We start from the raw sequence: 24,198 nt of genomic DNA, 5'->3' as shown, positions 1-24,198 counted from the left end.
CCGCGTCGCCGCGGGGGCTTGTCTCGTTGCCGTGGGGTGCTCCTGCGTCGCGGCGGGGTGCTTGTCTCGTTGCCGTGGGGTGCTCCTGCGTTGCCGCGGGGTGCTCGTCTCGTCGCCGTGGGGCACTCCCGCGTCGCCGCGGGGAAATAGGCTGCCGTCGTGGACCTCAACGCCGTACGGGCCTTCGTCGCGGTCGCCGACGCCGGGCAGTTCCAGAAGGCCGCCGTGGACCTGGCGCTGACCCAGCAGGCCGTGTCCAAGCGGATCGCCGCGCTGGAGAGGGACCTCGGGGTGCGGCTGTTCGTCCGTACGCCGCGCGGGGCGGAACTCACCATCGACGGGCAGGCGCTGCTGCCGCACGCCCGGGTCCTGCTGGGCGCGGAGGAGCGGGCGGTGGCCGCCGTGCGGCCCGGGGGCCGCGCGCTGCGGGTGGACGTCGTGGGGCGCCGGGTCGCCACCGGGGGACTGGTGCGGGACTTCCACCGGGCCCGTCCGCGGATCGCGCTGGACGTCGTCACGCTGTTCGACGTCGGCACGGCCGTGACCGCCGTGCGCGACGGGGCCGTCGACGCCACCTTCCGTGCCGTCACCATGCCCGGCCACCGGCTGCCGGACGGCGTCGAGGCCCTGCCCGTCCTCGACGAGCCGCTCAGCCTGTGCGTCGGCCCCGGCCACGCGTTCGCCCGGGCCGACTCGGTGACGCCCGCGCAGCTCGCCGGGCACCGGATCTGGATGCCGGGCAATGTGCCGGGCACCGAGTGGCACGCCTACTACGAGGCCTTCGCCGACGCGTTCGGACCGGCCGTCGACACCATCGGGCCCGACTTCGGCCTTGAGGCGCTGCTGGACACGATCGCCGGTTCCCCGGCCGTGGCGACGATCCTCAGCGAACGGACCCCGCACGTCTGGCCCGTCGGCCACGATCTGCGGCTCGTTCCGCTGACGGACCCGACCCCCGTCTACCCGCACTCCCTGCTCTGGCGCGCGGACAACCCGCACCCGGGCCTGGCGGCCCTGCGCGACTACCTGACGGCGACCCGGCCCCGCCCGCCGGAGGGTGAGCTGTGGCGCCCGTCGTGGGCCACCGCGGCGGTCAGGTCTCCGTCCGGTACATCAGGTCCACCTCGTGCGTGGTGAACCCCAGCCGCTCGTACACCGACACGGCCGCCTTGTTGTCGGCGTCGACGTACAGCATCGCCGTCGGCAGCCCCTGCGCCGCCAGGTGCCGCAGCCCGATCGTGGTGAGGGACTTGCCGAGGCCGCCGCCCTGCGCGCCCGGGGCGACCCCGAGGACGTACACCTCGCCCAGGCCCTCCTCGGCGTGCACCTTGGTCCAGTGGAAGCCGACGAGTTCCTCGCCGCGGAAGGCGAGGAAGAAGCCCGCCGGGTCGAACCACGGCTCGGCCTTGCGGTCGTCGAGGTCGCGCTGGGTGAGGGAGCCCTGCTCGGGGTGGTGGGCGAAGGCGGCGGCGTTCACCGCGAGCCAGGCCGCGTCGTCCCGGCCGGGCTCGAAGGCGCGGACCGTGACGCCCTCCGGCAGCACCGGCTCGGGTGCGTCGAAGCCGGTCAACGGGCGGCGCATCTGGCGCAGTTCCCGGAACAGCGTCAGCCCCAGCACCTGGGCGAGGTGACGGGCGGCGGAGTGCCCGCCGTGCGCCCACACCCGCAGCCGCTTGCCGGAGGCCGCCAGCAGCGCGGCGCCGAGCGCCCGCCCGTGCCCGTGCCCGCGGTGCCCGGGGTGCACGACCAGCTCGGCGGCCGGTGGCTCCACCTCGTCCGTGTCCTCCAACTGGGCATAACCGACAAGTTCTCCGTCGACGGTGAGCAGCAGATGGGACACGCCCGCCCGCTCGCCGCCACGGAGCTGCAACCGGCCCTGTTCGGACACCGCCTGCTGACCGTCGGTCCGGGCCGCCTCAGCGAGCAGCCCGAGCACGGCCTCGGTCTGCTCCGCGGTCAGCGCGGGAAGGGTCTCGATCGAGCGGGGGCGTCCGGGCCGTACGGTGTCGTCGCTGGTCATGCGTACGAGGGTACGGGGCGCCACCGCCGATTCGGTGGCAAAGAAGCAACCAGGTCGTAACCCGGAAAGGCCTGTCGCGCTACGCGCGTTGACTCTAGGCTGCGCCGGACGACATCACTGTCCCAGCAGACCCTCAGGGGGGCGTATGCCAGCCACTTCACCGGCGCATCCGGAGCGCCGGAGACGCCGTACGAACCGTTTCCTCGCGCTCGCCGCCGGAGTCGTCACCGCCGGCGCGCTGGCCGCCGCCGCGCTGCCGGGAGCGGCGACCGCCGACGAGGACCAGCGCACGGGCGGGTACTGGCCCGGCCGTTACCAGGACGTGCAGCTGCTGTCCTTCAACGACCTGCACGGCAACCTGGAGCCCCCGGCGGGCTCCTCCGGCCGCGTCACCGAGAAGCAGCCCGACGGCACCACGAAGACCATCGACGCGGGCGGCGTCGAGTACCTCGCCACGCACCTGCGGCAGGCCCGCCAGGGCGAGAAGTACTCCATCACCGCGGCCGGCGGCGACATGGTCGGCGCCTCCCCGCTGATCTCCGGGCTGTTCCACGACGAGCCCACCATCGAGGCGCTGAACAAGCTCGACCTCGACGTCACCTCCGTCGGCAACCACGAGTTCGACGAGGGTGCCGGGGAGCTGGGCCGCCTGCAGAACGGCGGCTGCCACCCGAAGGACGGCTGCTACACGGACGAGGAGTTCGAGGGCGCCGACTTCCCCTACCTGGCCGCCAACGTCCTCGACGAGAAGACGAAGAAGCCGATCCTCAAGCCCTACTGGGTGTGGAAGAAGAACGGCGTCAAGGTCGGCTTCATCGGCGTGACCCTGGAGGGCACCCCGGACATCGTCTCCGCCGAGGGCGTCAAGGGCCTGTCCTTCAAGGACGAGACCGAGACCATCAACAAGTACGCCAAGGTGCTGCAGAAGCAGGGCGTGAAGTCGATCGTGGCACTCGTCCACGAGGGCGGCTTCCCGGCGTCGACGTCGTACAACTACGACTGTGACTCCCCGGGCGCGGGCGACGGCATATCCGGCCCGATCGTCGACATCGCCAAGAACGTCACGCCGCAGGTGGACGCGCTGGTCACCGGCCACACGCACAGCGCCTACGTGTGCAGCATCGCCGACCCGTCGGGCAAGCCCCGCATGGTCACCTCGGCCGCGTCCTTCGGCCGCCTCTACACCGACACCACGCTGACCTACGACCGCCTCACCGGCGACATCGCCCGTACGGCGGTGAAGTCCGCGAACCGCGTGGTCACCCGGGACGTCCCCAAGGCGCCCGACATGACCGGGCTGATCGGCAAGTGGAACGCCCTGGCCGCGCCCATCGGCAACCGGCCGATCGGTTACATCTCCGGCGACATCGGCAACACCGGAACCGAGTCCCCGCTCGGCGACCTCATCGCCGACGCCCAGCTCGCGCACGGCAAGCAGCTGGACCCGGAGACGGACCTGGCGCTGATGAACCCGGGCGGCATCCGCGCCCCGCTGACCTACGCGGCCAAGGCCGGTGAGGGCGACGGTGTGGTCACCTACGCCGAGGGCTTCACGGTCCAGCCGTTCGCCAACACCGTGAACCTCCAGGACTTCACGGGCACGCAGCTGGTCCAGGCCCTCAAGGAGCAGGTGTCCGGCGCCAACGCGGCGGCCCCGAAGATCCTCCAGGTCTCGTCCGGCCTGACCTACACGCTGGACCTCACCAAGTCCGGGGCCGACCGCGTGGTCACGGACAGCATCAGGCTGAACGGCGCGGCCATCGACCCGGCCGCCACCTACCGCGTCGCGACGAACAGCTTCCTCGCGGGCGGCGGCGACGGCTTCCCGACGCTCGGCCAGGGCACGAACGACGTCGTCGGCGCCGACGACCTGACCGCGCTGGAGCAGTACCTGACGGCCAACTCCTCGGCGGCGAACCCGATCGCGCCGCCGAAGGCCGACCGGATCACCGTCGTGAACTAGATCGCACACCCGGGACCGGCCCCGCCGCTCACCCACGACCTCGGGTGAGCGGGATGGTGACCCTCCCGGGTTCGGCGGCGATGGTCAGCCGAACCCGGGAGGGAGCCGTCAGGACGCCGAGGGCGTCCAGCCCGCGAGCCAGTCCGCGACCTCCTGGCCGGCGGCCTGGGCATCGGTCAGATGCGGCCGGTTCGTACTCGCCGGACCGGCGCCCGCTCCGGTGTTGCGGTACTCGGCGAACCGGTCGTCCTTCCAGGAGAAGCCGCTCATGTCGGTCCACGGGGCGGACTTGATCGCGGCGCTGAGAGCGGTGTCGCGGACGGTGGTCTGCGGGTCGAGGGAGGCGTCCCCGCCCGCGTGCCAGGGCCGGCCGAGGTGGAAACTGCCGGCCGCGACGTCCCCGTTCACCGTGGAGTTGGCGATCAGGATGCCCTTGCGGTTCGCGGCCGTGCTCGGCGCGGTCACGTACCCGGCGGAGGTGCCGTCCCAGCGCTTCTTCAGCGTGATGACGGACCTGTCGACGACGGCCGTGGCCCGGCCGAAGATGAAGTCGACGTTGCCGATGACGTAGCTGTTGCTCATGTAGACGCGGCCCAGCCGGTCCTTGGCCGCGGTGTCGAGCAGCAGCGTGTCCTGGTCGCCGCTGACGATGATCCCGTCCAGGAACACCTTGTCGGCGGCGGTCCGCAGCGCCACGGCCTGGTGGCCGCTGAGGCCCTGGTTGGCCTTCTCGTCGAAGTCGTTGGAGATGGTCAGGTTCCGCGCCTGGAAGTCGTCGGCCTCGACGGCGACGGTGGCGCTGCCGCTCGTGCCGTACGTCCCGCCGCCGGGCTTGGGCGTGCCCGAGGCGTTGTTGTAGACGATGGTGGTGTCCTTGCGGCTGCCGCCGGTGCCCTGGAGGGTGACGTGCGGCTTGTCGGCCGGCACCTTCACCAGCTCCCGGTACGTTCCCGGCTTGACGGCGATGACGACGCGGGAGGGATTGTTCGCGGGCACGGCGTTCACGGCGGCCTGGACGGTCGTGTACTGCCCGGTGCCGTCCTTGGCGACGGTGAGGGTGGTCGCGGCGGCGGCCTTGGTGGTGGCGGCGGTCGTGCCGAGGGTGGCGCGGGGCCCGGCACCGGACTTCAGGACCGACGGCAGGTCGGCGGCCTGGTCGAGGGTGTACGGGTAGAAGGCCTTCGGGTCGAAGGCGGTCCCGCCGCTCTCGTTGCGTCCGCTGGTCCCGGAGAAGACGCTGCCGCGCTGCACGATCGCGGCTCCGCTGTCCTTGATGACCGGGTTCTTCACGCCCTGGAAGTAGGAGTTCTCCAGGACCATCTTCGTGGCACCGCGCGAGTAGTTCCCGTACGAGGAGCTGATGCCCGTCCCGGGGACGTCCTCCAGCCAGTTGTTGTAGAGGTGCGCGTGGGCGGCGTTGTCGGTGGACGGGTTGCGCTGCTCGGTCTCGCGGATCCAGTTGTGGTGGATCGTGATGTCGGTCCTGACGTTCTCGGTCCAGCCGATGCCGAAGGTCTTGTTGTTGTCGCTCAGCCTGTTCCAGGAGACGGTGACGTTCGTGCTGTCCTTGCGGACGTCGATGAGCCCGTCGGCCATGTGCCGCAGGTCGTTGTGGTCGATCCAGACGTGATGGGCGCCGTCCATCTGGATCGCGTCGAAGTCGTGCTCCTTGTCGTTCCAGACGCCCTGGTACGCGTCCCGGACGGTCAGGTTCCGGATGATCACGTTGTGCACGCCCTGGCCGAGGAAGAACCCGCCGCCGACGATGTGCCCGGAGATCCCCTGCCCCACGATGGTCTTGTCGGACCGGACCTTGATCTCCTTGCCGACGGGGTTCATGGAGATCGTCCCGGCGACGACGATGACGTACGGCTCCGTCGCGGTGGCGTACTTCTCCAGCTCGGCCTGCGTCTTCACCGTGACGGTCTCGCCGCCCCGGCCGCCGTAGGTCCCGTTCTGCCCCAGGGAGTTGACGGAGGCGAACCCGTCGGCGGTGTCCGAGGCCCACGAAGGGGCGGCGGCGGAGGCGCGCGTCTCGGTGCCCGGGGCGAGGCCGTAGGCGAGGGCGCAGGCGGCGGCGAGCGCCAGGGGTGTCCCGGCGGCGAGGGCGGTACGGCTGCGGCGGTGACGCGCTCTGCGGGGCTGACGCGGCGGAGAGGACAGCTCACTCATGCGGCGATCCGTTCTGCTGGTGGGGGGACGGGGTGCGGGTGGTTCGGTGGGGAGTCGCCGCGGCGGGGGCGAAGGTTGCCGCGTTCGCCACGCTCCCGGCATGCTCGGCTTCCCCTAGACGCGCTCGCCCCGGCTGACCGCGACGCGGAGGGTGTCACCCAGCGACTCCACGGCCCTGGCCAGCGCGAAGCGGACGGCGTGCTCGCCGGCCCCGGGGTCGTCGAGCACGGCTCGCGCCCCTTCCAGGACCCCTGCGGCGTCGGCCAGTTGCAGGTCCTCGATGTCGTCGGCGAGCCGGGACAGCGGGCTGTGGGGATCGTCGGTGCTGAGGTAACAGGGCTTGCCGTCGGCACCGGTCCAGGGGAGCAGCCTCATCAGGAGACCTCCAGGGCGGCGAGGTACGGCCGTACGAGGCGGGTGTCGACAAGGGCGAGCAGCAGGGACTCGCAGAGTTCGGTGATACGCAGGCGCACGGGGGTGTCCCTTCTCAGGGCAGGGGAATAGGGGGTCTGACGAGCGGAGATCACCGTTCGTGCCCACATGGTCACCGACTGCCCCTACGCTGCGGAAGGTGCCAGGTGTTGCCTGGCCTCTCAGGCAACGGGGAGGGGTGACGTGGAGCGAGTCGTTGACTCAGGGCGGACTGTTCTCGCGAGCGCGCTGCGAGTTCTGCGTGAGAAGGCGGGCAAGTCCCTGGGTCAGTTGGCCGACGAGACTGGTTACGACAAGAGCTACTTGAGTCGCCTGGAGACCGGTGAACGGCTGTCGAAAGCAGCGGTCATGGAGGATCTCGACAGCTACTACGGGTCCGGTGACCTGCTGGTCAGCCTCTGGCGGATCGCGAGGTACGACGTCTTCAAGGACAAGTACAAGGAGTTCATGCGGCTCGAGGCGACGGCGCGGATCATGCACAAGTACGTACCGGGCGTACCCGGGCTGCTGCAGACCGAGGACTTCGCCCGTGAGGTGTTTTCTGACGCCGAGGCAACGGATGCCGAAGCGATCGAGGAACAAATGGCCGCACGCCTAGGGAGGCAGCTGCTGCTGAGCAGGGGCCCGGTTCCGAGTGTCCGGTTCATCATCGACGAGTTGGCCTTTCGGCGGTCCTCGGCCGGTGCGGAGACCTGGGTCTCTCAGTTGCAGCACATCGAGGCCGTGGCCCAGTGGACCAACGTCGTCGTGCAAGTGCTGCCGTTCTCCGTGGGTGTCCACGAGCTCATGGGGAAGGGCTCATTGACCCTGCTGTGGCAGAAAGACGGAAGCTGCGTCGCCTATACGGAAGGCGACAGCGGCGGCCTGCTGATGGACGATCCGGAGGACGTCATGCGACACATCTTGTCCTACGATCGGCTGCGAGACCTGGCACTGTCACCGCCGGACTCGCTGACGTTCATCAGGGACGTACTGGAGGAGCTCAGATCGTGAAGCAGACATCTGACGTCGGCACTGCCGTCTGGCGCAAGTCCAGCTACAGCGACGGTGGGGACAACAACTGCCTCGAAGTCGCGGACCACCACCCGGACATGATCCCGGTCCGCGACAGCAAGACCCCCCACGGCCCGGTACTCGTGTTCCGCACGAACCCCTGGGCGGCGTTTCTCACGTCTCTCAAGAAGTAGCGGTCGGGGTCTCCGGGGGAGGCACCGACGCCCCCGGCAGCCGGATCGTCGCGACCGTGCCGCCGTCCTCCGCCGGGGACAGGGACACCTCCCCGCCCGCCTGCTGGACCGTGCGGGCCACGATCGACAGGCCCAGGCCCGAGCCCGGCAGGGCCCGCGCGCTCGGGGAGCGCCAGAAGCGGTCGAAGACGTGGGGGAGTTCGTCCGCGGGGATGCCCGGGCCGTGGTCGCGGACCGTGAGGACGCCACCGGTCAGCCGGACCTCGACCGTGCCGCCCTCCGGGCTGAACTTCACCGCGTTGTCCAGGATGTTGACCACCGCCCGCTCCAGCGCGGCCGGCTCCGCGCGGACGAACCACGGCTCGACGTCCGCCGTGATCGTCAGCTCCGGGCCGCGCAGCCGCGCCCGCCGCAGCGCCGACTCGACCGTGTCGTGCCAGGCGACGATCTGGGTCCGGCCCGAGTGCTGGCCCGTGTCCGGGCGGGACAGTTCCTGGAGGTCGCCGATGAGCGCGGCCAGTTCCGTCATCTGGGCCTTCACCGAGGCGAGGAGCGCCTTGCGGTCGGCCTCCGGGATGGGGCGGCCCGTCTCCTCGCTGCGGGTGAGGAGCTCGATGTTGGTGCGCAGCGAGGTGAGCGGCGTACGGAGCTCGTGGCCGGCGTCCGCGATGAGCTGCTGCTGGAGCTCGCGCGAGCTGGCCAGGGCGGAGGTCATGGAGTTGAAGGAGCGGGACAGGCGGGCCACCTCGTCGTCGCTGTCCTCGTCCAGCGGGATGCGGACGTCCAGGTCCTCCGTGCGGGCCACGTGCTCGACCGCTTCCGTCAGTTTGTCGACCGGGCGCAGCCCGGCCCGGGCCACCGTCAGACCGGCCGCCCCGGCGCCCACCACCCCGATGCCCGACACCAGCAGCAGGATCAGCGCCAGTTCGTTGAGCGTGGACTCCGTGCTCTTGAGGGGGACCGCGATGACCAGCGCGTAGTCGGCGGCGACGGCCTTGTCGAGAGGGCTCTGCTGGACGATGACCGCCGTGGTCAGCACCCGTACCGAGTTGCCGTCGCTGTCCGTGCCGTTGCGGAGCCGGGCCGTCCTGGGGTCGGGGTCCTCCGCCACGGCCTTGTCGGCGCTCGCGACCTTCACCTGCGGCATGCTGTTGTTGAACAGGCAGACCCTGCCGTCCACCCGCACCAGCTGTGCGTACGTCTGCGGGCGGGGACCGCCGCCGAGCGTGCTGGAGGGCGTCTGGGGGCATGCCGAGACCACTGCCTTGAACTCGTCGTCCTGGATGGTCCGGTAGGACGACTTCAGGTCCCCGTCCACCTGGTCGTACAGCTTCCCCTGCACGATGAACCAGCACGTCACCGACACCGCTGCGACCGCGAACGCCACGGCCGCCGCGACCAGCAGCGCCAGGCGCGAGCGGATCGGCAGGGAGCGGAAACGGCGGACGAGCCTGTTCACTCGGCGCCGCCCTGGCGGAGCACGTAGCCGACCCCCCGCACGGTGTGGACCAGGCGCGGCTCGCCGCCCGCCTCGGTCTTGCGGCGCAGGTACATCACGTACACGTCCAGGGAGTTCGACGACGGCTCGAAGTCGAAGCCCCACACCGCCTTGAGGATCTGCTCCCGGGTGAGGACCTGGCGCGGATGGGCCAGGAACATCTCCAGGAGCGTGAACTCCGTGCGCGTCAGCTCCACCGGGCGGCCGCCCCGCGTGACCTCCCGCGTGGACAGGTCCATGCGCAGGTCGGCGAAGGTGAGCACGTCCTCGTCGGCCGGGTCGCCCGCGCCCACGGCCGCCGCGTAGGAGCTGCGGCGCAGCAGGGCGCGGATGCGGGCGAAGAGTTCGTCGAGTTCGAAGGGCTTGACCAGGTAGTCGTCGGCGCCCGCGTCGAGCCCGGTGACCCGGTCGCCGACCGTGTCGCGGGCCGTGAGCATGAGGATCGGGGTCGTGTCGCCGGTGGCGCGGATGCGGCGCGCCGCCGTCAGGCCGTCCATGCGCGGCATCTGGATGTCGAGGACGACCAGGTCGGGGCGGTAGGCCGCCGCCTTCTCCAGGGCGTCCGCGCCGTCGACCGCGACCTGCGTGCCGTACCCCTCGAAGGCGAGGCTGCGCTGGAGTGCTTCGCGTACCGCCGGCTCGTCGTCGACGATGAGGATGCGCTGGGGGTCACGGTCGCCGTCTGCGGGGCTCATGGTCCGGGGTCCTCGGGTGTGATGGGGACGGGGGTGCGTCTGACGCTCTCAGCGTCGCACGTCACCGGGGAGTGCCGGCAGGAGCGTCAGCCCCGTACCACGCGGCGCCTGGCCGGTGCCGGCCGGCCCGTGCGCCGGCCCGCCCCGGCCGGCACCTCCGGCGCCCTGCCGGTGGGGACGTGCAGTGCGTACGCCACCGCCAGTGCCAGTCCGGTGTCCGCCGGGTCCCCGCCCGGCTGCGTGTGTGTCACCTGCTGGATCATCGCCGTGCTCCTCGGATGCTCGCTGTCCGGACTCAGCCGGTGGCCCCGGCCCGCAGCTTCGCGAGGTCGGCCTTGACGGTGTTGATCGGGATGGCGAAGCCCAGGCCCACGCTGCCCGCAGCGGAGGACGAGGAGGCGCTGCCCGTCGGCGAGTACATCGCGGAGTTGATGCCGATGATGTTGCCGTTCATGTCGATGAGCGCGCCGCCGGAGTTGCCCGGGTTGAGGGACGCGTCGGTCTGCAGCGCCTTGTACGTCGTGGTGTCGTCGCCGGTGTCGCCGTTGAACTGCCGTCCGCCGAACTCGAACGGCCACCCGCCGTCCGGCTGCCCCTGCTGCTGGCTCTGGCCCTGGTCCTCCTCGGTCGGGACGGTCACGTCCCGGTCGAGCGCCGAGATGATGCCGCTGGTGACCGTGCCGGACAGGCCCTCGGGTGAGCCGATCGCGACGACCTGGTCGCCGACCCGGACGCCGGAGGAGTCGCCGAGCGTGGCGGCCTTCAGGCCGGAGGCGTTCTCCAGCTCGATCAGCGCCAGGTCCTTCTTGCTGTCGGTGCCGACGACCTTCGCCGAGTAGGACGTGCCGTCGCTGGTGGTCACCTTGATCTGCGAGGCGCCGGAGATGACGTGGTTGTTGGTGATGATCTCGCCGCCGCTGGTGATGATCACGCCGGAGCCGGTGGAGGAGCCGGCGCTGGACTGGGCGCTGATCTCGACGATGCTGGGGCTGACCGCCTTCGCGACCCCGGCGACGGTGCCCTTCTGGCCGGTCGGCACCACGGCGGTGCCGGTGGTACCGGCGGCGACCGTGTCGCTGCCGGTCAGCTCCTGGATGCCGTAGGCGGTGCCGCCGCCTATCGCCGCCGCCACGATCGCCACGGCGGCGATCAGGGCGACGGGGCCACGGGTGCGCTTCTTCGGTTGCGGAGCATGCGCCGGGGTGTACGCCGGCGGGGGCGGCCACTCGGGGTTCACCGGGGCCTGCTGCCGACCCTCGTGCGGGTGCTGGTACTCGCCACTGCGGTGGAAGCTCTCGGTCATGGCAACGAGCTTGCCGCCCGACCATGAGAGCTTCCTGAGTCCTGGCTGAGAAGCCCGGCAGAACCGCGTATGCCCGATATAAAGACGCCTCGGCCCGGGGGGTACGAGGGGCTACGGGCAGCCGCAGGACTGGCGTACCACCAGCCGCGACGGGAAGACCTTCAGCCGCTCGCGCCTGGCCCCCGCGACCCGCAGCCCGTCGTCCAGCACGAGGTCCACCGCCGCCCGGGCCATCGCCTGGCGGTCGGAGGCGATCGTGGTCAGGGGCGGGTCGGCGAGCGCCGCCTCCTTGATGTCGTCGAAGCCGGCCACCGCCAGCTCGCCGGGGACGTCGATGCGCAGCTCGCGCGCCGCCCGCAGCAGGCCGATCGCCTGATCGTCGGTGGAGCAGAAGATCGCCGGCGGGCGCCGGGGCCCCGAGAGGATCTTCAGAGCCGCCTGGTAGGCGTCGTAGCGGTTGTACAGGGCCTCGAAGAGGCGGCCCTCGGTGGAGATCCCGGCCTCGTCCATCGCGCGGCGCCAGCCCTCGACGTGGTCGGAGACCGGGTCGCCGACCGCGGGCGTCTCGGCTATGCCGCCCATACAGGCGACGTACTCGTAGCCGTGCTCCAGCAGGTGCCGGACGGCCAGTTCGGCGCCGCCCAGGTCGTCCGTGGTGACGGCGACGTCGTCGATGGCCTCGGGGCGCTCGTGCAGCAGCACCACCCGGGCGTCCCAGGCGTCGATCTCGGCGGCCGCCAGGTCGTTCAGCGCGTGGCTGACCAGGATCAGGCCGGAGACCCGCATCCCGAGGAACGCCCGCAGGTAGTGGACCTCGCGCTCGCCCACGTAGTCGGTGTTGCCGACGAGGACCATCTTCCCGCGCTCGGAGGCGGCCTGCTCGACCGCGTGCGCCATCTCCCCGAAGAAGGGCTGGCGGGCGTCCGGGATGATCAGGCCTATGAGGTCCGTGCGCCGGGAGGCCATCGCCTGGGCGACCCGGTCCGGCCGGTACCCCAGTTCCTTGATCGCGGCGAGGACACGCTCGCGCGTGGCCGGGGCGACCGGCCGGGGTCCGTTGTTGATGACATAGCTGACCACGGCAGTGGAGGTCCCTGCCAGCCGCGCCACATCATCCCGAGTCACCTTGGCCACGCGCGGAGTCTACGCGGATATACCCGCTCTGGGCAGGGCGTAAAGGGGGTTCCGTACGATATCCCGACCGCCGTCCGGGGCGCTCCCGTGCGGGGAGGGGCGCCCGGGACGGCGCCGGGACACGCGCGCTATGCCTGGGCGCGGGCCTCGGCGGCGTCCAGGGCGGCCGACTCGTCCGCGTCGTCCGGCTTTGCCGTGGCCGCCTTGGCCTTCGCCTCCTCGGCGGCGCGCTCCACCTTCTCCGGCGTAACGAATCGATAACCCACGTTCCGGACGGTGCCGATCAGCGACTCGTGCTCGGGGCCGAGCTTGGCCCGCAGCCGCCGTACGTGCACGTCGACCGTGCGGGTGCCGCCGAAGTAGTCGTAGCCCCACACCTCCTGCAGCAGCTGGGCGCGGGTGAAGACGCGGCCGGGGTGCTGCGCGAGGTACTTCAGCAGCTCGAACTCCTTGAAGGTCAGGTCCAGGACCCGGCCCTTGAGCTTGGCGGAGTAGGTGGCCTCGTCGACCGACAGGTCGCCGTTGCGGATCTCCATCGGGGAGTCGTCGCTGACGATCTGCTGCCGTCCCATGGCCAGCCGCAGGCGCGCCTCGACCTCCGCGGGTCCGGCGGTGTCGAGCAGGACGTCGTCGATGCCCCAGTCCGCGGTGACGGCCGCGAGACCGCCCTCGGTGACGACGAGGATCAGCGGACAGCCCGGCCCGGTGGAGCGCAGCAGCTGGCACAGGCTGCGGACCTGCGGCAGGTCGCGCCGGCCGTCGACCAGGATGACGTCGGCACCGGGGGTGTCGACCAGGGCGGGGCCCTCGGCGGGGGCCACGCGCACGTTGTGCAGGAGCAGTCCGAGGGCGGGGAGCACCTCCGTCGACGGCTGGAGGGCATTGGTCAGGAGCAGCAGAGAACTCATACGTCTGGTTCCTCCTCGGTCCCTGCGAGGACGTTTGTTGGCACAGCACCGCTCTGCGATCCCGAAGGCCCGTACACCTGCGGTTTCCCGCTTCGTATACAACGCTTCCGAAAGCACAAAAGGACCCGGGGGCTTCGCTGCCCGAGTCCTCTGCCCAGCACAATAGCCCACATGAGCTCTTCTCCGGCAGGTCATGTGGCACGTTCCACCGATCGTCCGCACTCCGAGACGACCGCGGGAAAGGCTGTTCGGGCGCCGGTGAGGACGTTTCTCCGCACGTCCGACGGGGTGGCGATCGACGCCGTATACGAGCCGGGAGCGGTTGTATACGACCCCGCGGGGACACCTTCCGCTCATCCCGTGTTCGTCGTCGCCCACGGTTTCACCGGCGCGGTGGACCGCCCGCACGTGCGGCGCATCGCCCGGGCGTTCGCCCGGTTCGGGGCGGTGGTCACCTTCTCCTTCCGCGGGCACGGGATGTCCGGCGGGCGCTCCACGGTCGGCGACCGGGAGGTGCTCGACCTGGCGGCGGCGGTGGAGTGGGCCCGCGAGCGCGGGCACGCGCGCGTGGTGACCGTCGGCTTCTCGATGGGCGGCTCGGTGGTGCTGCGGCACGCGGCGCTGCACCCGGGGCGCACGGACGCGGTGGTGTCGGTGAGCGCCCCGGCCCGCTGGTACTACCGCGGGACCGCGCCGATGCGGCGGCTGCACTGGCTGGTGACCCGGCCCGAGGGGCGGGTTCTGGGCCGGTACGGGTTCCGCACCCGCATCCACCACCGGGAGTGGGACCCGGTCCCGCTCTCCCCGGTCGAGGCGGTGCCGCGGATCGCCCCGACCCCGCTGCTCATCGTGCACGGCGAGGCCGACGGCTACTTTCCCGTCGACCATCCGCGGATGCTGGCCGCGGCCGCCGGTGACCAGGGCGAACTGTGGCTGGAGCCGGGCATGGGGCATGCCGAGCACGCGGCGGGCGAGGGGCTGCTGGCCCGGATCGGGGAGTGGGGCGCCGGCCGGGCGGGCTAGCCTGACGGGGTTCACCGTCGGGTGAGCCCGTTGTGAGTCCCGAGTGAGGAAGCAGATGCCAGAGGTCACGGTCCGCTACTGGGCCGCCGCCAAGGCCGCGGCCGGGGTGGCCGAGGAGGCGTACGAGGCGGCCACGCTCGCCGAGGCGCTCGACGGGGTGCGCGAGCGGCACCCCGGCGAACTGGAGCGCGTGCTGCGGCGGTGCTCGTTCCTCGTGGACGGTGACCCGGTGGGCACCCGCGCCCATGAGACGGTACGGCTGGCCGACGGCGGCACGGTCGAGGTGCTCCCGCCGTTCGCAGGAGGATGAGCGATGACCAACCAGCCGTACGACGGTTACCAGGGCGGTTACGACGGCCAGGGCCACGACGCCCCGTACGGGCAGCAGCCGCAGGGGTGGCCCGGGCAGGGGCAGTACGGGTACGAGGACCCCTACGCCGCGCAGCAGTACACCCAGCAGTGGCAGGGGCAGACCTGGGAGACGCAGACGCAGCAGCCCGTCTCCGCGCCGGCCGCCGCGGAGACGGCGTATCTGCCGCCGGTGGGACAGACGCCCGCGGCGCCGGCACCCGCGCCGGATCCCGCCGCGGGAACCGGCCCCGCGCCCGGGTACGGCCCCGCCACCGTCGGCGGGAACAAGCGGCTGACCGACGCGCAGCGGGCCCGGGCGGAAGGACGGTCGCCGATCATCGAGCCCGGGATGCAGCCGGCCGCGCTGACCGCGCTGCTCGGGCTGCTGCTGGCCGGTGCGGCGGCGGCCGGGACGTACGCGCTGCTCGTGCCGCTGGTCGCGCTCCAGGCCGTCACGGCGGCGGGATGGTTCCGGCTGAACGGCATGTGGCCGGCGCGGCAGGGCATCGCGCTGGGCTTCGCCGGGGCGCTGGCCGCGGACGCGGCGCTGCTGGCGTCGGGGCGGTCGCCGTCGGCGATCCTCGGGACGCTGGGGGTGTGGGTGCTGCTCGCGCTGGTCCTCCAGCTGCGGTCGCACGCCGACCCGGACGAGCGGATGTACGGCCTGATGGCGACGGTCGCGGCGTCGGCGCTGGCGATCGTGGCGGGCGGGTACCTCGCGGCCGACGCGGACGCGGTGACGGTGGGCGCGGTGGCCGTGGCGGTCGCGATCGTGGTGCGCGCGCTGCCGTTGCCGACGGTGGCGTCGGTGGTGGCGGCGCTGCTCGCGGGGGCGGGCGGCGGTGTCGCGGCCGGATCGCTGACCGGCCTGGGCACGCCGGGCGCGCTGCTGGGCGTGGGGGCGACGGTGTGCGCCCTGATCGGGCACCGGGTCGCGAGCTACGACTACCCGTCGCGCTTCGTGCACTTCACGGCGGGCGTGGCGCTGCCGCTGGCCGCCGCGGCACCGGCCGTGTACGTCCTCGGACGGGCTGTGGCCTAGCCCGTCGTCCCCCTCCCGCGGTGGTGGCCCGGGGCGTGCCGGTGGGCGTGACCTGTCACAGCTGATCGACAAACCTCGGGCCCTGGCCCTACTCGGCGTTACCCTCGCGCAGGGGGATCGCCGTCAGAGACAACCGGGTGGGGGACAACACCGCATGCGAGCACTGCGCATACTGCTGATCTTCGTCGTCGTACTGGGCGGGCTCTTCGTCATAGCCGACCGCCTCGCCGTGAACTTCGCCGAGGACGAGGTCGCCGACCGGCTGCGGACCACCGAGAACCTCACCGCGACCCCCGACGTCTCCATCAAGGGCTTCCCGTTCCTGACCCAGGTCGCCGGCGGCTCCCTGGACGACGTCGAGGTCGGCATCGAGAACTACGAGGCCGCCGCGGGCGACGGCGCGCGGAAGATCCGCATCGACGACCTCCGGGCCGACATGAAGAACGTCGAGTTCTCCGGGGACTACAGCTCCGCCACCGCCGGCACGGCCACCGGCACCGCGACCATCGCCTACGACGAGCTGCTGAAGACGGCGAAGTCGGAGCCCACCCAGGTCGCCCCGGGCGTCACCGCCCACGTCGTCGGCCTCTCCGACGGCGGCAACGGCAAGATCAAGGTCACCGTCGAGGCCACCGTGCTCGGCACCAAGCTGCCCGAGCCGGTCTCCGTGCTCTCCACCGTGACCGTGGTCGACGGCGACACCGTGCGGGTGAAGGCCGACGGCCTGCCCGAGTTCGCCGGTGTCGACCTCGCCGAGAACCGGGTCCGCACCATCACCGACTTCCAGCAGCAGATCGACGGCCTGCCCGGCGGCATCAAGCTGGACACGGTGCAGGCCGCCCCGGACGGCGTCGAGATCACGGTGAAGGGTTCCGACGTCCGGCTCGCCGGGTAGAACGCATCCGGGCCGTACCAGGGCTGTCCGAGGAGCGAGACGGCGTCGTCCGCAGCGTAGATGTGACGGCGGATACACGCGGCCGGGCGCCGTGCGGTGACCGGCCCGGTGGGCTCCCGATCCCACTATGCGGATTTTCCTGTCTCAGCATGCGACACACCGGTGACATGCCCGCCCGACCGTCCCTACGATCGACGGCATGAAGCGACAGGCGGACCTCACGAAGCGGCGGGCAGTAGACCTGTGCCGCGTCGCCGCCATGCTCTGTCGCACCTTCTGAGCGACCGCGCCGGCCCGTGAGCCGGTGCGCGCATCCCCGCCGCCCTGCATCAAGGGCACCCGTGCGCCGCCCTCGCCCTGGGCGCGCGCCCCGCAGAACTCGCACGCCCCGCCGCAACTGCCCCGGAGGAGAAAGAGCATGAGCCGCAGCGACGTCCTGGTAGACGCCGACTGGCTTCAGGAGCACCTGGACGACCCGAACCTCGCGATCGTCGAGGTCGACGAGGACACGTCCGCGTACGACAAGAACCACATCAAGAACGCGATCCGCATCGACTGGACCAAGGACCTCCAGGACCCGGTCCGCCGTGACTTCGTCGACCAGGAGGGCTTCGAGAAGCTCCTGTCGGAGAAGGGCATCGCCAACGACCACACCGTGGTCCTGTACGGCGGCAACAACAACTGGTTCGCCTCCTACGCGTACTGGTACTTCAAGCTGTACGGCCACGAGAACGTCAAGCTCCTCGACGGCGGCCGCAAGAAGTGGGAGCTCGACGCGCGCGAGCTGGTCGCGGGCGACGAGGTGCCGGAGCGCCCGAAGACGGAGTACAAGGCCAAGCCGCAGGACACGTCCATCCGCGCCTTCCGGGACGACGTCGTCGCCGCCATCGGTGCGCAGAACCTGGTCGACGTCCGGTCGCCCGACGAGTTCTCCGGCAAGCTGCTCGCCCCGGCCCACCTGCCGCAGGAGCAGTCGCAGCGCCCGGGTCACGTGCCCAGCGCCCGCAACATCCCGTGGTCCAAGAACGCCAACGACGACGGCACCTTCAAGTCGGACGAGGAGCTCAAGGCCCTCTACGAGGAGGAGAACGTCGACCTGGCGAAGGACACCATCGCCTACTGCCGCATCGGTGAGCGCTCCGCGCTGACCTGGTTCGTCCTGCACGAGCTGCTCGGCGTCCAGAACGTCAAGAACTACGACGGCTCCTGGACCGAGTACGGCTCCCTCGTGGGCGTGCCGATCGAGCTCGGCGCCGACAAGTAAGCGACCCCGACCGACCTCCCCGAACCTCTTCAGGAGTACGACATGTGTGGTGCGAAGGCCGGCGGCCCCGACGCCTCGACGATCAAGCCCGGTGAGACCACCATCCAGGGCCAGGTGACCAAGGACGGTGAGCCCGTGGTGGGCTACGTCCGCCTGCTGGACTCGACCGGCGAGTTCACGGCCGAGGTGCCGACCTCGGCGACCGGACAGTTCCGCTTCTACGCGGCCGAGGGCACCTGGACCGTCCGTGCCCTCGTGCCCGGCGCCACCGCCGACCGCACGGTCGTCGCCCAGCAGGGCGGACTGGCGGAGGTCGCGATCGCCGTCTGACGGCGACCGGTCCTCGGAGGGCCGCACCCACCGGGTTGGACGCCTGGGGTGCGGCCCTCCGGCCTGCCCGGACCTACGCTGGAGACATGTACGCACGGCGGCGGCGCAGGTACTTCGCCCTGATGGGCCTCTGCATCGGCCTGTTCGTCCTGGCCTGGGGCGTCGTGCGGCTGTGGTCCGTCCCGGTGGCCGTCGGCATGTGCGTCGTCGCGATGGTCATCCCGCCCGTCGCGGCCATCGTGGCCAACCGTCGGGGCCCCGAGGACCACTGGTGGGACGATCCCTCCGGAGACCCGCAGTCCGACGAGTGGTGGGACGAGCTGGACGGCAGGAAACGGCCGCGGTGAGGGAGTCCTCCCGGCCGAGTGGGGTATCCCGCCTGCATGAGGCTGACGGAGACGGTGCTGGACGCACCCGACGCACGGGCACTCGCGGACTTCTACTTACGGCTGCTGCCCGGCTGGGGCGTGTGGCGCGACGAGGGCGACCCCGACTGGGTGCGCATCCGGCCGCCCGGCGGCGGTGCGGGCCTGGCCTTCCAGACCGAGACCGCCTACGTGCCGCCCGTCTGGCCCGGCCGCCCGGACCGGCAGCAGATGATGCTCCACCTGGACATCGAGGTCGACGACCTGGAACGGGAGACCGCGCGGGCCGTGGCCGAGGGGGCGCGGCTCGCGGACTTCCAGCCGCAGGAGAACGTCCGGGTGCTGCTGGACCCGGCCGGGCACCCGTTCTGCCTCTACACCGAGGCCACGGACGCGTCTCAGTAGACGAGCGCCTGCGTCCCGTCGGCCAGCGCCTCCTGCACGAAGACCTGGGCGCCCGCGATGCGCACGCCCTCGATGACGTCCTTCTCCGTGATCTCGCGCCGGGCCGCGCACTGCGTGCACAGGGTGACGCGGCCGGCCGCCAGGACCGACTCCAGCAGGTCGGGCAGGGGCGCCGCGTGCGGCAGCTCGAACTCGGCCGCCCGGCCGGGCAGCGCGAACCAGGCGGACTCGCCGGTCAGCCACAGGGAGACGTCGACGCCGCTCGCCACGGCCACCGCCGCGACCGTGAACGCCTGGGAACACCGCTCGGGGGCGTCCGCCCCGGCCGTCACCTTGATCACCAGCTTCTTCGCCATAGCCGGAATCGTAGTGCCGCAGGGGCCCGCGTAAGCTGGGGCCGGCCCTGTGCTTACATCCGCACCCCGCTCAAGGAGCACCCCGTGGAGCTTTTCTTCGAAATCCTGTTGGTCCTGGTCGCCGTCGGCGTCCTCGCGTTCGCCGGACTGACCGTGAAGAAGCTGTACCAGGGCCAGCGCTGACCCACCTCTAGGAAGTTCTGATGATCGAGATCCCGTCCGACCTCCACAAGGACCTCGTCCCGCTCGCCTTCCTGCTCGGCAACTGGGCGGGCGCCGGCGTGCACGACTTCCCCGGCTCCGAGAAGTGCAACTTCGGGCAGGAGGTCGCCTTCACCCATGACGGCCGGGACTTCCTCGAGTACCGGTCCCACACCTGGGTGCTGGACAACGACGGCAACAAGGTCCGCCCGCTGGAGTCCGAGCACGGCTACTGGCGCGTCGACGCCGACCGCAAGGTCGAGGTCACGATGACCCGCGACGACGGCGTCATCGAGATCTGGTACGGCGAGCTGGCGGACAAGAAGCCGCAGATCGACCTCGTGACGGACGCGGTGGCCCGCACGGCCTCCTCGCAGCCCTACACCGGCGGCAAGCGCCTGTACGGCTACGTCAAGAGCGACCTGATGTGGGTCGGCGAGAAGCAGACCCCCGACGTCGAGCTCCGCCCCTACATGTCGGCCCACCTGAAGAAGGTCGTCACGCCGGAGGAGGTCGAGCGCTGGGCCAAGGCCCTGCCCGACGACATGCCGGACGACGGCATCGCTTTCTTCAAGTAGTCCTAGACTCGTCCGTGTGGTGAGCACCGACTGGAAGAGCGATCTGCGGCAGCGCGGCTACCGGCTGACCCCGCAGCGGCAACTCGTGCTCGAAGCCGTGGACACCCTGGAACACGCGACCCCCGACGACATCCTCGTGGAAGTGAGGAAGACGGCGTCGGGGGTCAACATTTCCACGGTGTACCGGACGCTGGAGCTCCTGGAGGAGCTCGGTCTGGTCAGCCACGCGCACCTGGGCCACGGGGCGCCGACGTACCACCTCGCGGACCGGCACCACCACATCCATCTGGTGTGCCGGGACTGCCAGAACGTGATCGAGGCGGACGTCTCCGTGGCCGCCGAGTTCACGGCCAAGCTGCGCGAGACCTTCGGGTTCGACACGGACATGAAGCACTTCGCGATCTTCGGCCGGTGCCGGGACTGCACGCTCAAGGCTTCAACTACCGAGTCGTAGGCTTGGGGACATGAAGAGCCCTCTGCTGACCCTGCCCGGCGCTGTCCCCGCCGAGGGCGTGGACGAAGGCGTCGCCGCCCACTACGGCGATCTGTTCCGTGAGCAGCGCGCCCTCGCCGACGGCGCCGGTTTCGTGGACCTCTCGCACCGAGGGGTCGTCACCGTCACCGGCGAGGACCGGCTGGCCTGGCTGCACCTGCTGCTCACCCAGCACGTCAGCGAGCTCCCGCCGGGCCGGGCCACCGAGGCGCTGATCCTCTCCGCGAACGGCCACATCGAGCACGCCCTGTACCTGGTCGACGACGGGGAGACGGTCTGGGCCCACGTCGAGCCGGGCACCCAGGAGGCGCTGATCGCCTACCTGGAGTCGATGAAGTTCTTCTACCGGGTCGAGGTCGCGGACCGGACCGCGGACGTCGCGGTCGTCCACCTGCCGGCCGGCTCCATCGCCGAGGTTCCCGAGGGCGCCGCCGTCCGTGAGACCCCGCACGGCCGGGACCTGTTCCTGCCGCGCGCCGACCTGGAGGCGTTCGCCGCGCAGGCCGGTCCGCCCGCCGGGATCCTCGCGTACGAGGCGCTGCGCGTGGAGCAGCACCGGCCCCGGCTCGGCTTCGAGACCGACCACCGCACCATCCCGCACGAGCTGGGCTGGATCGGCTCGGCGGTGCACCTGCAGAAGGGCTGCTACCGCGGCCAGGAGACGGTCGCCCGGGTGCAGAACCTGGGCAAGCCGCCGCGCCGCCTGGTCTTCCTGCACCTGGACGGCAGCGAGGTGCACCTGCCGGTGGCCGGGACCGAGCTGCGGCTCGCGCAGGACGGGCCCGACGGACGGAAGATCGGCTTCATCACGACCTCCGCGCGCCACCACGAGCTGGGTCCGGTCGCCCTCGCCCTGGTGAAGCGGAACGTGCCCGTGGACGCGCCCCTGGTGGCCGGTGACACGGCCGCGGCCCAGGAAGTCGTCGTCGAGCCGTAGGACTTGTAGATCTTTCGGGTCAGATTTCGATCACCACGGTGAACGGGCCGTCGTTCGTGAGCGATACCCTCATCGCCGCCCCGAAGCGGCCCGTGGCCACCGTCGCTCCCAGCGAGCGCAACTGGGCGACCACCTCGTCGACCAGCGGCTCGGCGACGTCCCCCGGGGCGGCCGCGTTCCACGTGGGGCGGCGGCCCTTGCGGGCGTCTCCGTAGAGGGTGAACTGGCTGATCACCAGCAGCGGGGCGTCGATGTCGCTGCAGGACTTCTCGTCGTGCAGCATGCGGATCGACCAGAGCTTGCGGGCCAGCTGGGCCGCCTTCTCCTTGGTGTCCTCGTGGGTCACGCCGACGAGGACGCACAGCCCCTCGCCCTCGATCGACCCCACCGTCTCGCCGTCCACGACGACGCTCGCGCCGTCCACCCTCTGCACCACAGCTCGCATGTGTCCATCATGCCGGGAGGTGACGTCAGTGCCGTGACCGGTGCGCGCATGGCCCGAAAGGGTGGTTTGCGCCGGACGCCAACTGCCGGTGCTGGACCGTATTTTGCTGCTTAACCGCCCATCTGGGGTCTATCGGGGGCACTCGTTCCCATAGCGGCCACTTGGGGTGGCACGATGCATTCACACACCGGTCGAGGGGACGGTTGAGGCACATGAGCACACCAAGCACCGGGCAGTACCCGGGGGTTTTCCGGTCGGCGTACCCGGGGGTCGGCACGTCGGAGTACCACCGGCCGCCCATCCAGCGCACGGACAGCCCGCGGCTGCCCTCGGACGCCCCCGAGCCCGATCTGGCCGCGCTGAGCCTGCCCGAGCTGCGCGCACTGCGCGGTGAGGCCCAGCGCGACGAGGCCGACCTCAGCTACCTGCGGCGGCTGCTGCAGGGGCGCATCGACATCCTGCGCGCGGAGCTGGCGCGTCGTGCCCCGGCGGCGGAGGCGGCCTGCGCGGACGCTCGCGCGGAGCCGTCCGTGGTGGAGCGGCTGGCGGAGATCCTGCGGGACGGCCCGGCCCGGCACCGCTCCTCCGCCCGGCACGTGACGCTGGGCACCCCGCAGGGCGAGGAGTTCCGGCGGCTGGCCGCGGAGATGCTCGACGAGGTGGAGCTGTCCGACCTTGCGGCCCGCACGGACGCGGAGCTGAACACGGGCATCGGGAGACTCGTGCGCCACGAGCAGCAGGTCTCCCGGCGCCGTCAGCGGCTGCAGCGCAGGGCCGACGAGTGCGGCGCCGAGATCGCGCGCCGCTACCGCGAGGGCGAGGCGCAGATCGACGACCTGCTGGTGTGAGCCGCCCCGGGCGGCGCGGGGGAGGCCGGTCGGATATCGACGCGACACCGGGCCGGCCCGCCGCCTAGCGTGAGGCCATGACCTCCGCCCCCCGCGCCGACGGCATCGACGTACGCCCGATCACGGAAGCCGAGTTCGAGGACTGGCTGCGTGCCGTGAACACCGGCTTCCTGCGGGTGCCGGCACTGTCCGAGGAGGAGATCGAGGGCCGCCGCGAGCGGTTCGTCGCCGGCCGGTACCTCGGCGCCTTCGACGACGGCCGGTGCGTGGCGACCTTCCGCTCCTTCGGCCAGCGGCTCACGGCCGTGGGCGGGGCGCGGCCGACGCCGTCTCGGGCGTCACCGTCCACCCCACCCACCGGCGCCGGGGGCTGCTCAGCCGGATGATGGCCCGGGACCTGGCCGCGGCGAAGGACCGCGGGGACGTCGTCGCCACGCTGATCGCGGCGGAGTACCCGATCTACGGCCGCTACGGCTTCGGGCAGGCGACCTCGACGGCCGAGTGGACGGTGGACGTGCCGCGCGCCGGTCTCGACGCCCGCTGGGCGGGCCCGGCGGACGGCGGGCGCATCGACCTGGTGGACGGCGCGGAGGTCCGCAAGCTCGGCCCCGAGCTGCACGAGCGGCTGTGCCGGGTGCAGCCCGGCGCCATCGACCGCGACGAGCTGTGGTGGAAGTGGAACACCGGCGCCGTGCGGGTCGACCCGTCCTGGAAGGACCCCTTCCACGCGGTGTACCGCTCGGCGTCCGGCGAGGTCGAGGGCATGGTCGCCTACGACGTGGACGACAACTGGGGCGACGCCAAGCAGCCGCTCAACACGGCCTCGGTGCGGTGGCTGACCGGCGTCACCCCGGCCGCGGAGCGCGCCCTGTGGGAGTACCTGTGCTCTGTCGACTGGGTGGTGAAGGTCAAGAGCGGCCGGCGGGCCCCCGACGACCTGCTCCCGCACCTCCTGCCCGACCCGCGGGCGGCCGCGATCACGTCCCTGGCGGACTGGCTGTGGGTGCGGATCCTCGACGTCGAACGGGCCCTTCAGGCGCGGACGTACGAGGGGGAAGGGACGCTGGTGCTGGAGGTGGCCGGCGTGGACGGGCTGACCGGCGGGCGCTACCGGCTGGAGGCCTCGCCCGGCGGGGCGGTGTGCGCGTCCACTACCGCGAGCGCGGACCTGACGCTGGGCGTCGGCGAACTCGGGGCGCTGTGGCTGGGGGACGCGTCGGCGGTGCGGCTGGCGGCGCTGGGGCGGGTGCGGGAAGAACGAGCGGGCGCCGCCCGGAAGGCCGACGCCCTGCTGCGTACGTCCAGGCGGCCGTGGTGCCCGGACCTGTTCTGAGCCGCTCCCTTCTGCCGGTG

At 71.6% G+C, this 24,198-nt stretch carries 28 protein-coding genes and 1 pseudogene; 18 read left to right on the top strand and 11 right to left on the bottom strand.

The genetic code is table 11. The annotated features are described in order from the left end of the window. Window positions 1–159 precede the first annotated feature (159 nt). Window positions 160–1,137 carry a LysR family transcriptional regulator gene (locus ACF07N_RS27875; protein ID WP_392117988.1) on the top strand — a complete coding sequence of 326 codons (978 nt, stop codon included), beginning with the start codon at window positions 160–162 and terminating at the stop codon, window positions 1,135–1,137. On the opposite strand, the gene mshD is transcribed toward ACF07N_RS27875, so the two are convergent. After that, entirely contained in the window at window positions 1,094–2,020 is a 927-nt protein-coding gene (mshD, locus tag ACF07N_RS27870) for a mycothiol synthase (protein WP_392117985.1), read from the bottom strand. The genes ACF07N_RS27875 and mshD overlap by 44 nt on opposite strands. Before the next feature lie 145 nt (window positions 2,021–2,165). On the opposite strand from mshD, the gene ACF07N_RS27865 reads away from it, so the two are divergent. After that, the gene (locus ACF07N_RS27865) at window positions 2,166–3,983 is read left to right on the top strand and encodes a bifunctional metallophosphatase/5'-nucleotidase (protein WP_392117982.1); all 1,818 of its coding nucleotides are present in this window, start codon (window positions 2,166–2,168) and stop codon (window positions 3,981–3,983) included. 108 nt (window positions 3,984–4,091) lie between these two features. Here the strand turns inward: ACF07N_RS27865 and ACF07N_RS27860 are convergent, their stop codons facing one another. Both ACF07N_RS27860 and ACF07N_RS27855 read right to left on the bottom strand, forming a co-directional pair. Continuing rightward, complete coding sequence (locus tag ACF07N_RS27860) at window positions 4,092–6,155, bottom strand: pectinesterase family protein (protein ID WP_392117979.1); 2,064 nt, start codon at window positions 6,153–6,155, stop codon at window positions 4,092–4,094. A gap of 114 nt (window positions 6,156–6,269) precedes the next feature. After that, window positions 6,270–6,530: a hypothetical protein gene (locus ACF07N_RS27855; protein WP_392117976.1), complete on the bottom strand. Its 261-nt coding sequence runs from the start codon at window positions 6,528–6,530 to the stop codon at window positions 6,270–6,272. A 240-nt stretch (window positions 6,531–6,770) separates the two neighbouring features. Between ACF07N_RS27855 and ACF07N_RS27850 the strand changes: the two genes are divergently transcribed. Together ACF07N_RS27850 and ACF07N_RS27845 are read left to right on the top strand one after the other, a co-directional pair. Continuing rightward, complete coding sequence (locus tag ACF07N_RS27850; protein WP_392117973.1) at window positions 6,771–7,580, top strand: helix-turn-helix domain-containing protein; 810 nt, start codon at window positions 6,771–6,773, stop codon at window positions 7,578–7,580. Beyond that, on the top strand, window positions 7,577–7,774 hold the full coding sequence (locus ACF07N_RS27845; protein ID WP_392117970.1) for a DUF397 domain-containing protein: 198 nt from the start codon (window positions 7,577–7,579) through the stop codon (window positions 7,772–7,774). Before ACF07N_RS27850 ends, ACF07N_RS27845 begins: the two co-directional genes overlap by 4 nt. Here the strand turns inward: ACF07N_RS27845 and ACF07N_RS27840 are convergent. The 6 genes from ACF07N_RS27840 to ACF07N_RS27815 all read right to left on the bottom strand — a co-directional run bounded on the left by ACF07N_RS27840 (window position 7,764) and on the right by ACF07N_RS27815 (window position 13,312). Beyond that, the gene (locus tag ACF07N_RS27840) at window positions 7,764–9,233 is read right to left on the bottom strand and encodes a sensor histidine kinase (RefSeq protein WP_383335904.1); all 1,470 of its coding nucleotides are present in this window, start codon (window positions 9,231–9,233) and stop codon (window positions 7,764–7,766) included. The two genes, ACF07N_RS27845 and ACF07N_RS27840, sit on opposite strands and share 11 nt — an antisense overlap. Beyond that, window positions 9,230–9,967, bottom strand: coding sequence for a response regulator transcription factor (locus tag ACF07N_RS27835; protein ID WP_383335903.1), 738 nt, complete (start codon window positions 9,965–9,967; stop codon window positions 9,230–9,232). The genes ACF07N_RS27840 and ACF07N_RS27835 overlap by 4 nt, the downstream gene beginning before the upstream one ends. A gap of 86 nt (window positions 9,968–10,053) precedes the next feature. Further along, window positions 10,054–10,230 carry a hypothetical protein gene (locus ACF07N_RS27830; protein WP_392117967.1) on the bottom strand — a complete coding sequence of 59 codons (177 nt, stop codon included), beginning with the start codon at window positions 10,228–10,230 and terminating at the stop codon, window positions 10,054–10,056. 32 nt (window positions 10,231–10,262) lie between these two features. After that, window positions 10,263–11,270, bottom strand: coding sequence for a S1C family serine protease (locus tag ACF07N_RS27825; RefSeq protein WP_392117964.1), 1,008 nt, complete (start codon window positions 11,268–11,270; stop codon window positions 10,263–10,265). A gap of 111 nt (window positions 11,271–11,381) precedes the next feature. Further along, on the bottom strand, window positions 11,382–12,404 hold the full coding sequence (locus tag ACF07N_RS27820; protein ID WP_383335900.1) for a LacI family DNA-binding transcriptional regulator: 1,023 nt from the start codon (window positions 12,402–12,404) through the stop codon (window positions 11,382–11,384). A 128-nt stretch (window positions 12,405–12,532) separates the two neighbouring features. Then, the gene (locus ACF07N_RS27815; RefSeq protein WP_383335899.1) at window positions 12,533–13,312 is read right to left on the bottom strand and encodes a response regulator transcription factor; all 780 of its coding nucleotides are present in this window, start codon (window positions 13,310–13,312) and stop codon (window positions 12,533–12,535) included. 171 nt (window positions 13,313–13,483) lie between these two features. Here ACF07N_RS27815 and ACF07N_RS27810 point away from each other — a divergent pair, with 171 nt between their 5' ends. The 9 genes from ACF07N_RS27810 to ACF07N_RS27770 all read left to right on the top strand — a co-directional run bounded on the left by ACF07N_RS27810 (window position 13,484) and on the right by ACF07N_RS27770 (window position 18,987). Continuing rightward, entirely contained in the window at window positions 13,484–14,335 is an 852-nt protein-coding gene (locus ACF07N_RS27810) for an alpha/beta hydrolase (RefSeq protein WP_392117960.1), read from the top strand. A 55-nt stretch (window positions 14,336–14,390) separates the two neighbouring features. Next, a complete protein-coding gene (locus ACF07N_RS27805) occupies window positions 14,391–14,645 on the top strand; it encodes a MoaD/ThiS family protein (protein WP_094055671.1) in 255 nt (84 codons plus the stop codon). Window positions 14,646–14,648: 3 nt separating this feature from the next. Further along, a complete protein-coding gene (locus tag ACF07N_RS27800; RefSeq protein WP_392117957.1) occupies window positions 14,649–15,728 on the top strand; it encodes a hypothetical protein in 1,080 nt (359 codons plus the stop codon). A gap of 154 nt (window positions 15,729–15,882) precedes the next feature. After that, entirely contained in the window at window positions 15,883–16,623 is a 741-nt protein-coding gene (locus ACF07N_RS27795; RefSeq protein ID WP_392117954.1) for a DUF2993 domain-containing protein, read from the top strand. Between the two features lie 199 nt (window positions 16,624–16,822). Continuing rightward, window positions 16,823–16,903, top strand: a complete 81-nt coding sequence (locus ACF07N_RS27790) for a putative leader peptide (protein WP_350310325.1) — start codon at window positions 16,823–16,825, stop codon at window positions 16,901–16,903. A 138-nt stretch (window positions 16,904–17,041) separates the two neighbouring features. Next, window positions 17,042–17,887, top strand: a complete 846-nt coding sequence (locus tag ACF07N_RS27785; protein WP_392117951.1) for a sulfurtransferase — start codon at window positions 17,042–17,044, stop codon at window positions 17,885–17,887. Window positions 17,888–17,929: 42 nt separating this feature from the next. Then, window positions 17,930–18,217, top strand: a complete 288-nt coding sequence (locus ACF07N_RS27780; RefSeq protein ID WP_003991226.1) for a DUF1416 domain-containing protein — start codon at window positions 17,930–17,932, stop codon at window positions 18,215–18,217. Window positions 18,218–18,303: 86 nt separating this feature from the next. Continuing rightward, window positions 18,304–18,564, top strand: a complete 261-nt coding sequence (locus tag ACF07N_RS27775) for a DUF3099 domain-containing protein (protein ID WP_392117948.1) — start codon at window positions 18,304–18,306, stop codon at window positions 18,562–18,564. A gap of 36 nt (window positions 18,565–18,600) precedes the next feature. Beyond that, window positions 18,601–18,987, top strand: coding sequence for a VOC family protein (locus ACF07N_RS27770; protein WP_392117945.1), 387 nt, complete (start codon window positions 18,601–18,603; stop codon window positions 18,985–18,987). Here the strand turns inward: ACF07N_RS27770 and ACF07N_RS27765 are convergent. Then, the gene (locus tag ACF07N_RS27765; RefSeq protein ID WP_309097648.1) at window positions 18,981–19,343 is read right to left on the bottom strand and encodes a DsrE family protein; all 363 of its coding nucleotides are present in this window, start codon (window positions 19,341–19,343) and stop codon (window positions 18,981–18,983) included. The genes ACF07N_RS27770 and ACF07N_RS27765 overlap by 7 nt on opposite strands. 203 nt (window positions 19,344–19,546) lie before the next feature. On the opposite strand from ACF07N_RS27765, the gene ACF07N_RS27760 reads away from it, so the two are divergent. The 3 genes from ACF07N_RS27760 to ACF07N_RS27750 are packed head-to-tail and all read left to right on the top strand — an operon-like array spanning window position 19,547 to window position 21,552. Beyond that, on the top strand, window positions 19,547–20,122 hold the full coding sequence (locus ACF07N_RS27760) for an FABP family protein (RefSeq protein ID WP_094055664.1): 576 nt from the start codon (window positions 19,547–19,549) through the stop codon (window positions 20,120–20,122). Between the two features lie 16 nt (window positions 20,123–20,138). Then, window positions 20,139–20,576, top strand: a complete 438-nt coding sequence (locus tag ACF07N_RS27755) for a Fur family transcriptional regulator (protein ID WP_383335891.1) — start codon at window positions 20,139–20,141, stop codon at window positions 20,574–20,576. Window positions 20,577–20,586: 10 nt separating this feature from the next. Next, entirely contained in the window at window positions 20,587–21,552 is a 966-nt protein-coding gene (locus ACF07N_RS27750) for a YgfZ/GcvT domain-containing protein (protein ID WP_392117941.1), read from the top strand. Between the two features lie 19 nt (window positions 21,553–21,571). On the opposite strand, the gene dtd is transcribed toward ACF07N_RS27750, so the two are convergent. Beyond that, the gene (gene dtd / locus ACF07N_RS27745; protein ID WP_383335889.1) at window positions 21,572–21,997 is read right to left on the bottom strand and encodes a D-aminoacyl-tRNA deacylase; all 426 of its coding nucleotides are present in this window, start codon (window positions 21,995–21,997) and stop codon (window positions 21,572–21,574) included. Between the two features lie 212 nt (window positions 21,998–22,209). Between dtd and ACF07N_RS27740 the strand changes: the two genes are divergently transcribed. Then, window positions 22,210–22,845: an aerial mycelium formation protein gene (locus ACF07N_RS27740; RefSeq protein WP_392117937.1), complete on the top strand. Its 636-nt coding sequence runs from the start codon at window positions 22,210–22,212 to the stop codon at window positions 22,843–22,845. A gap of 77 nt (window positions 22,846–22,922) precedes the next feature. Beyond that, window positions 22,923–24,178, top strand: a pseudogene (locus tag ACF07N_RS27735) (GNAT family N-acetyltransferase). Window positions 24,179–24,198 lie beyond the last annotated feature (20 nt).

Source organism: Streptomyces sp. NPDC015242, from assembly GCF_043079125.1.
Classification (GTDB): domain Bacteria; phylum Actinomycetota; class Actinomycetes; order Streptomycetales; family Streptomycetaceae; genus Streptomyces.
The sequence above is the reverse complement of the archived record's forward strand: the minus strand, read 5'-3'. Positions and strand labels throughout refer to the sequence as shown.

Bases quoted from the DNA above. Each gene is read 5' to 3' on its own strand.
- ACF07N_RS27780 (WP_003991226.1), top strand. From the start codon at position 17,930: ATGTGTGGTGCGAAGGCCGGCGGCCCCGACGCCTCGACGATCAAGCCC.
- ACF07N_RS27825 (WP_392117964.1), bottom strand. From the start codon at position 11,270: ATGACCGAGAGCTTCCACCGCAGTGGCGAGTACCAGCACCCGCACGAG.
- ACF07N_RS27865 (WP_392117982.1), top strand. From the start codon at position 2,166: ATGCCAGCCACTTCACCGGCGCATCCGGAGCGCCGGAGACGCCGTACG.
- ACF07N_RS27810 (WP_392117960.1), top strand. From the start codon at position 13,484: ATGAGCTCTTCTCCGGCAGGTCATGTGGCACGTTCCACCGATCGTCCG.
- ACF07N_RS27805 (WP_094055671.1), top strand. From the start codon at position 14,391: ATGCCAGAGGTCACGGTCCGCTACTGGGCCGCCGCCAAGGCCGCGGCC.
- ACF07N_RS27760 (WP_094055664.1), top strand. From the start codon at position 19,547: ATGATCGAGATCCCGTCCGACCTCCACAAGGACCTCGTCCCGCTCGCC.
- ACF07N_RS27855 (WP_392117976.1), bottom strand. From the start codon at position 6,530: ATGAGGCTGCTCCCCTGGACCGGTGCCGACGGCAAGCCCTGTTACCTC.
- ACF07N_RS27860 (WP_392117979.1), bottom strand. From the start codon at position 6,155: ATGAGTGAGCTGTCCTCTCCGCCGCGTCAGCCCCGCAGAGCGCGTCAC.
- ACF07N_RS27830 (WP_392117967.1), bottom strand. From the start codon at position 10,230: ATGATCCAGCAGGTGACACACACGCAGCCGGGCGGGGACCCGGCGGAC.
- ACF07N_RS27795 (WP_392117954.1), top strand. From the start codon at position 15,883: ATGCGAGCACTGCGCATACTGCTGATCTTCGTCGTCGTACTGGGCGGG.
- dtd (WP_383335889.1), bottom strand. From the start codon at position 21,997: ATGCGAGCTGTGGTGCAGAGGGTGGACGGCGCGAGCGTCGTCGTGGAC.
- ACF07N_RS27835 (WP_383335903.1), bottom strand. From the start codon at position 9,967: ATGAGCCCCGCAGACGGCGACCGTGACCCCCAGCGCATCCTCATCGTC.
- mshD (WP_392117985.1), bottom strand. From the start codon at position 2,020: ATGACCAGCGACGACACCGTACGGCCCGGACGCCCCCGCTCGATCGAG.
- ACF07N_RS27740 (WP_392117937.1), top strand. From the start codon at position 22,210: ATGAGCACACCAAGCACCGGGCAGTACCCGGGGGTTTTCCGGTCGGCG.
- ACF07N_RS27785 (WP_392117951.1), top strand. From the start codon at position 17,042: ATGAGCCGCAGCGACGTCCTGGTAGACGCCGACTGGCTTCAGGAGCAC.
- ACF07N_RS27765 (WP_309097648.1), bottom strand. From the start codon at position 19,343: ATGGCGAAGAAGCTGGTGATCAAGGTGACGGCCGGGGCGGACGCCCCC.
- ACF07N_RS27800 (WP_392117957.1), top strand. From the start codon at position 14,649: ATGACCAACCAGCCGTACGACGGTTACCAGGGCGGTTACGACGGCCAG.
- ACF07N_RS27775 (WP_392117948.1), top strand. From the start codon at position 18,304: ATGTACGCACGGCGGCGGCGCAGGTACTTCGCCCTGATGGGCCTCTGC.
- ACF07N_RS27750 (WP_392117941.1), top strand. From the start codon at position 20,587: ATGAAGAGCCCTCTGCTGACCCTGCCCGGCGCTGTCCCCGCCGAGGGC.
- ACF07N_RS27770 (WP_392117945.1), top strand. From the start codon at position 18,601: ATGAGGCTGACGGAGACGGTGCTGGACGCACCCGACGCACGGGCACTC.
- ACF07N_RS27790 (WP_350310325.1), top strand. From the start codon at position 16,823: ATGAAGCGACAGGCGGACCTCACGAAGCGGCGGGCAGTAGACCTGTGC.
- ACF07N_RS27815 (WP_383335899.1), bottom strand. From the start codon at position 13,312: ATGAGTTCTCTGCTGCTCCTGACCAATGCCCTCCAGCCGTCGACGGAG.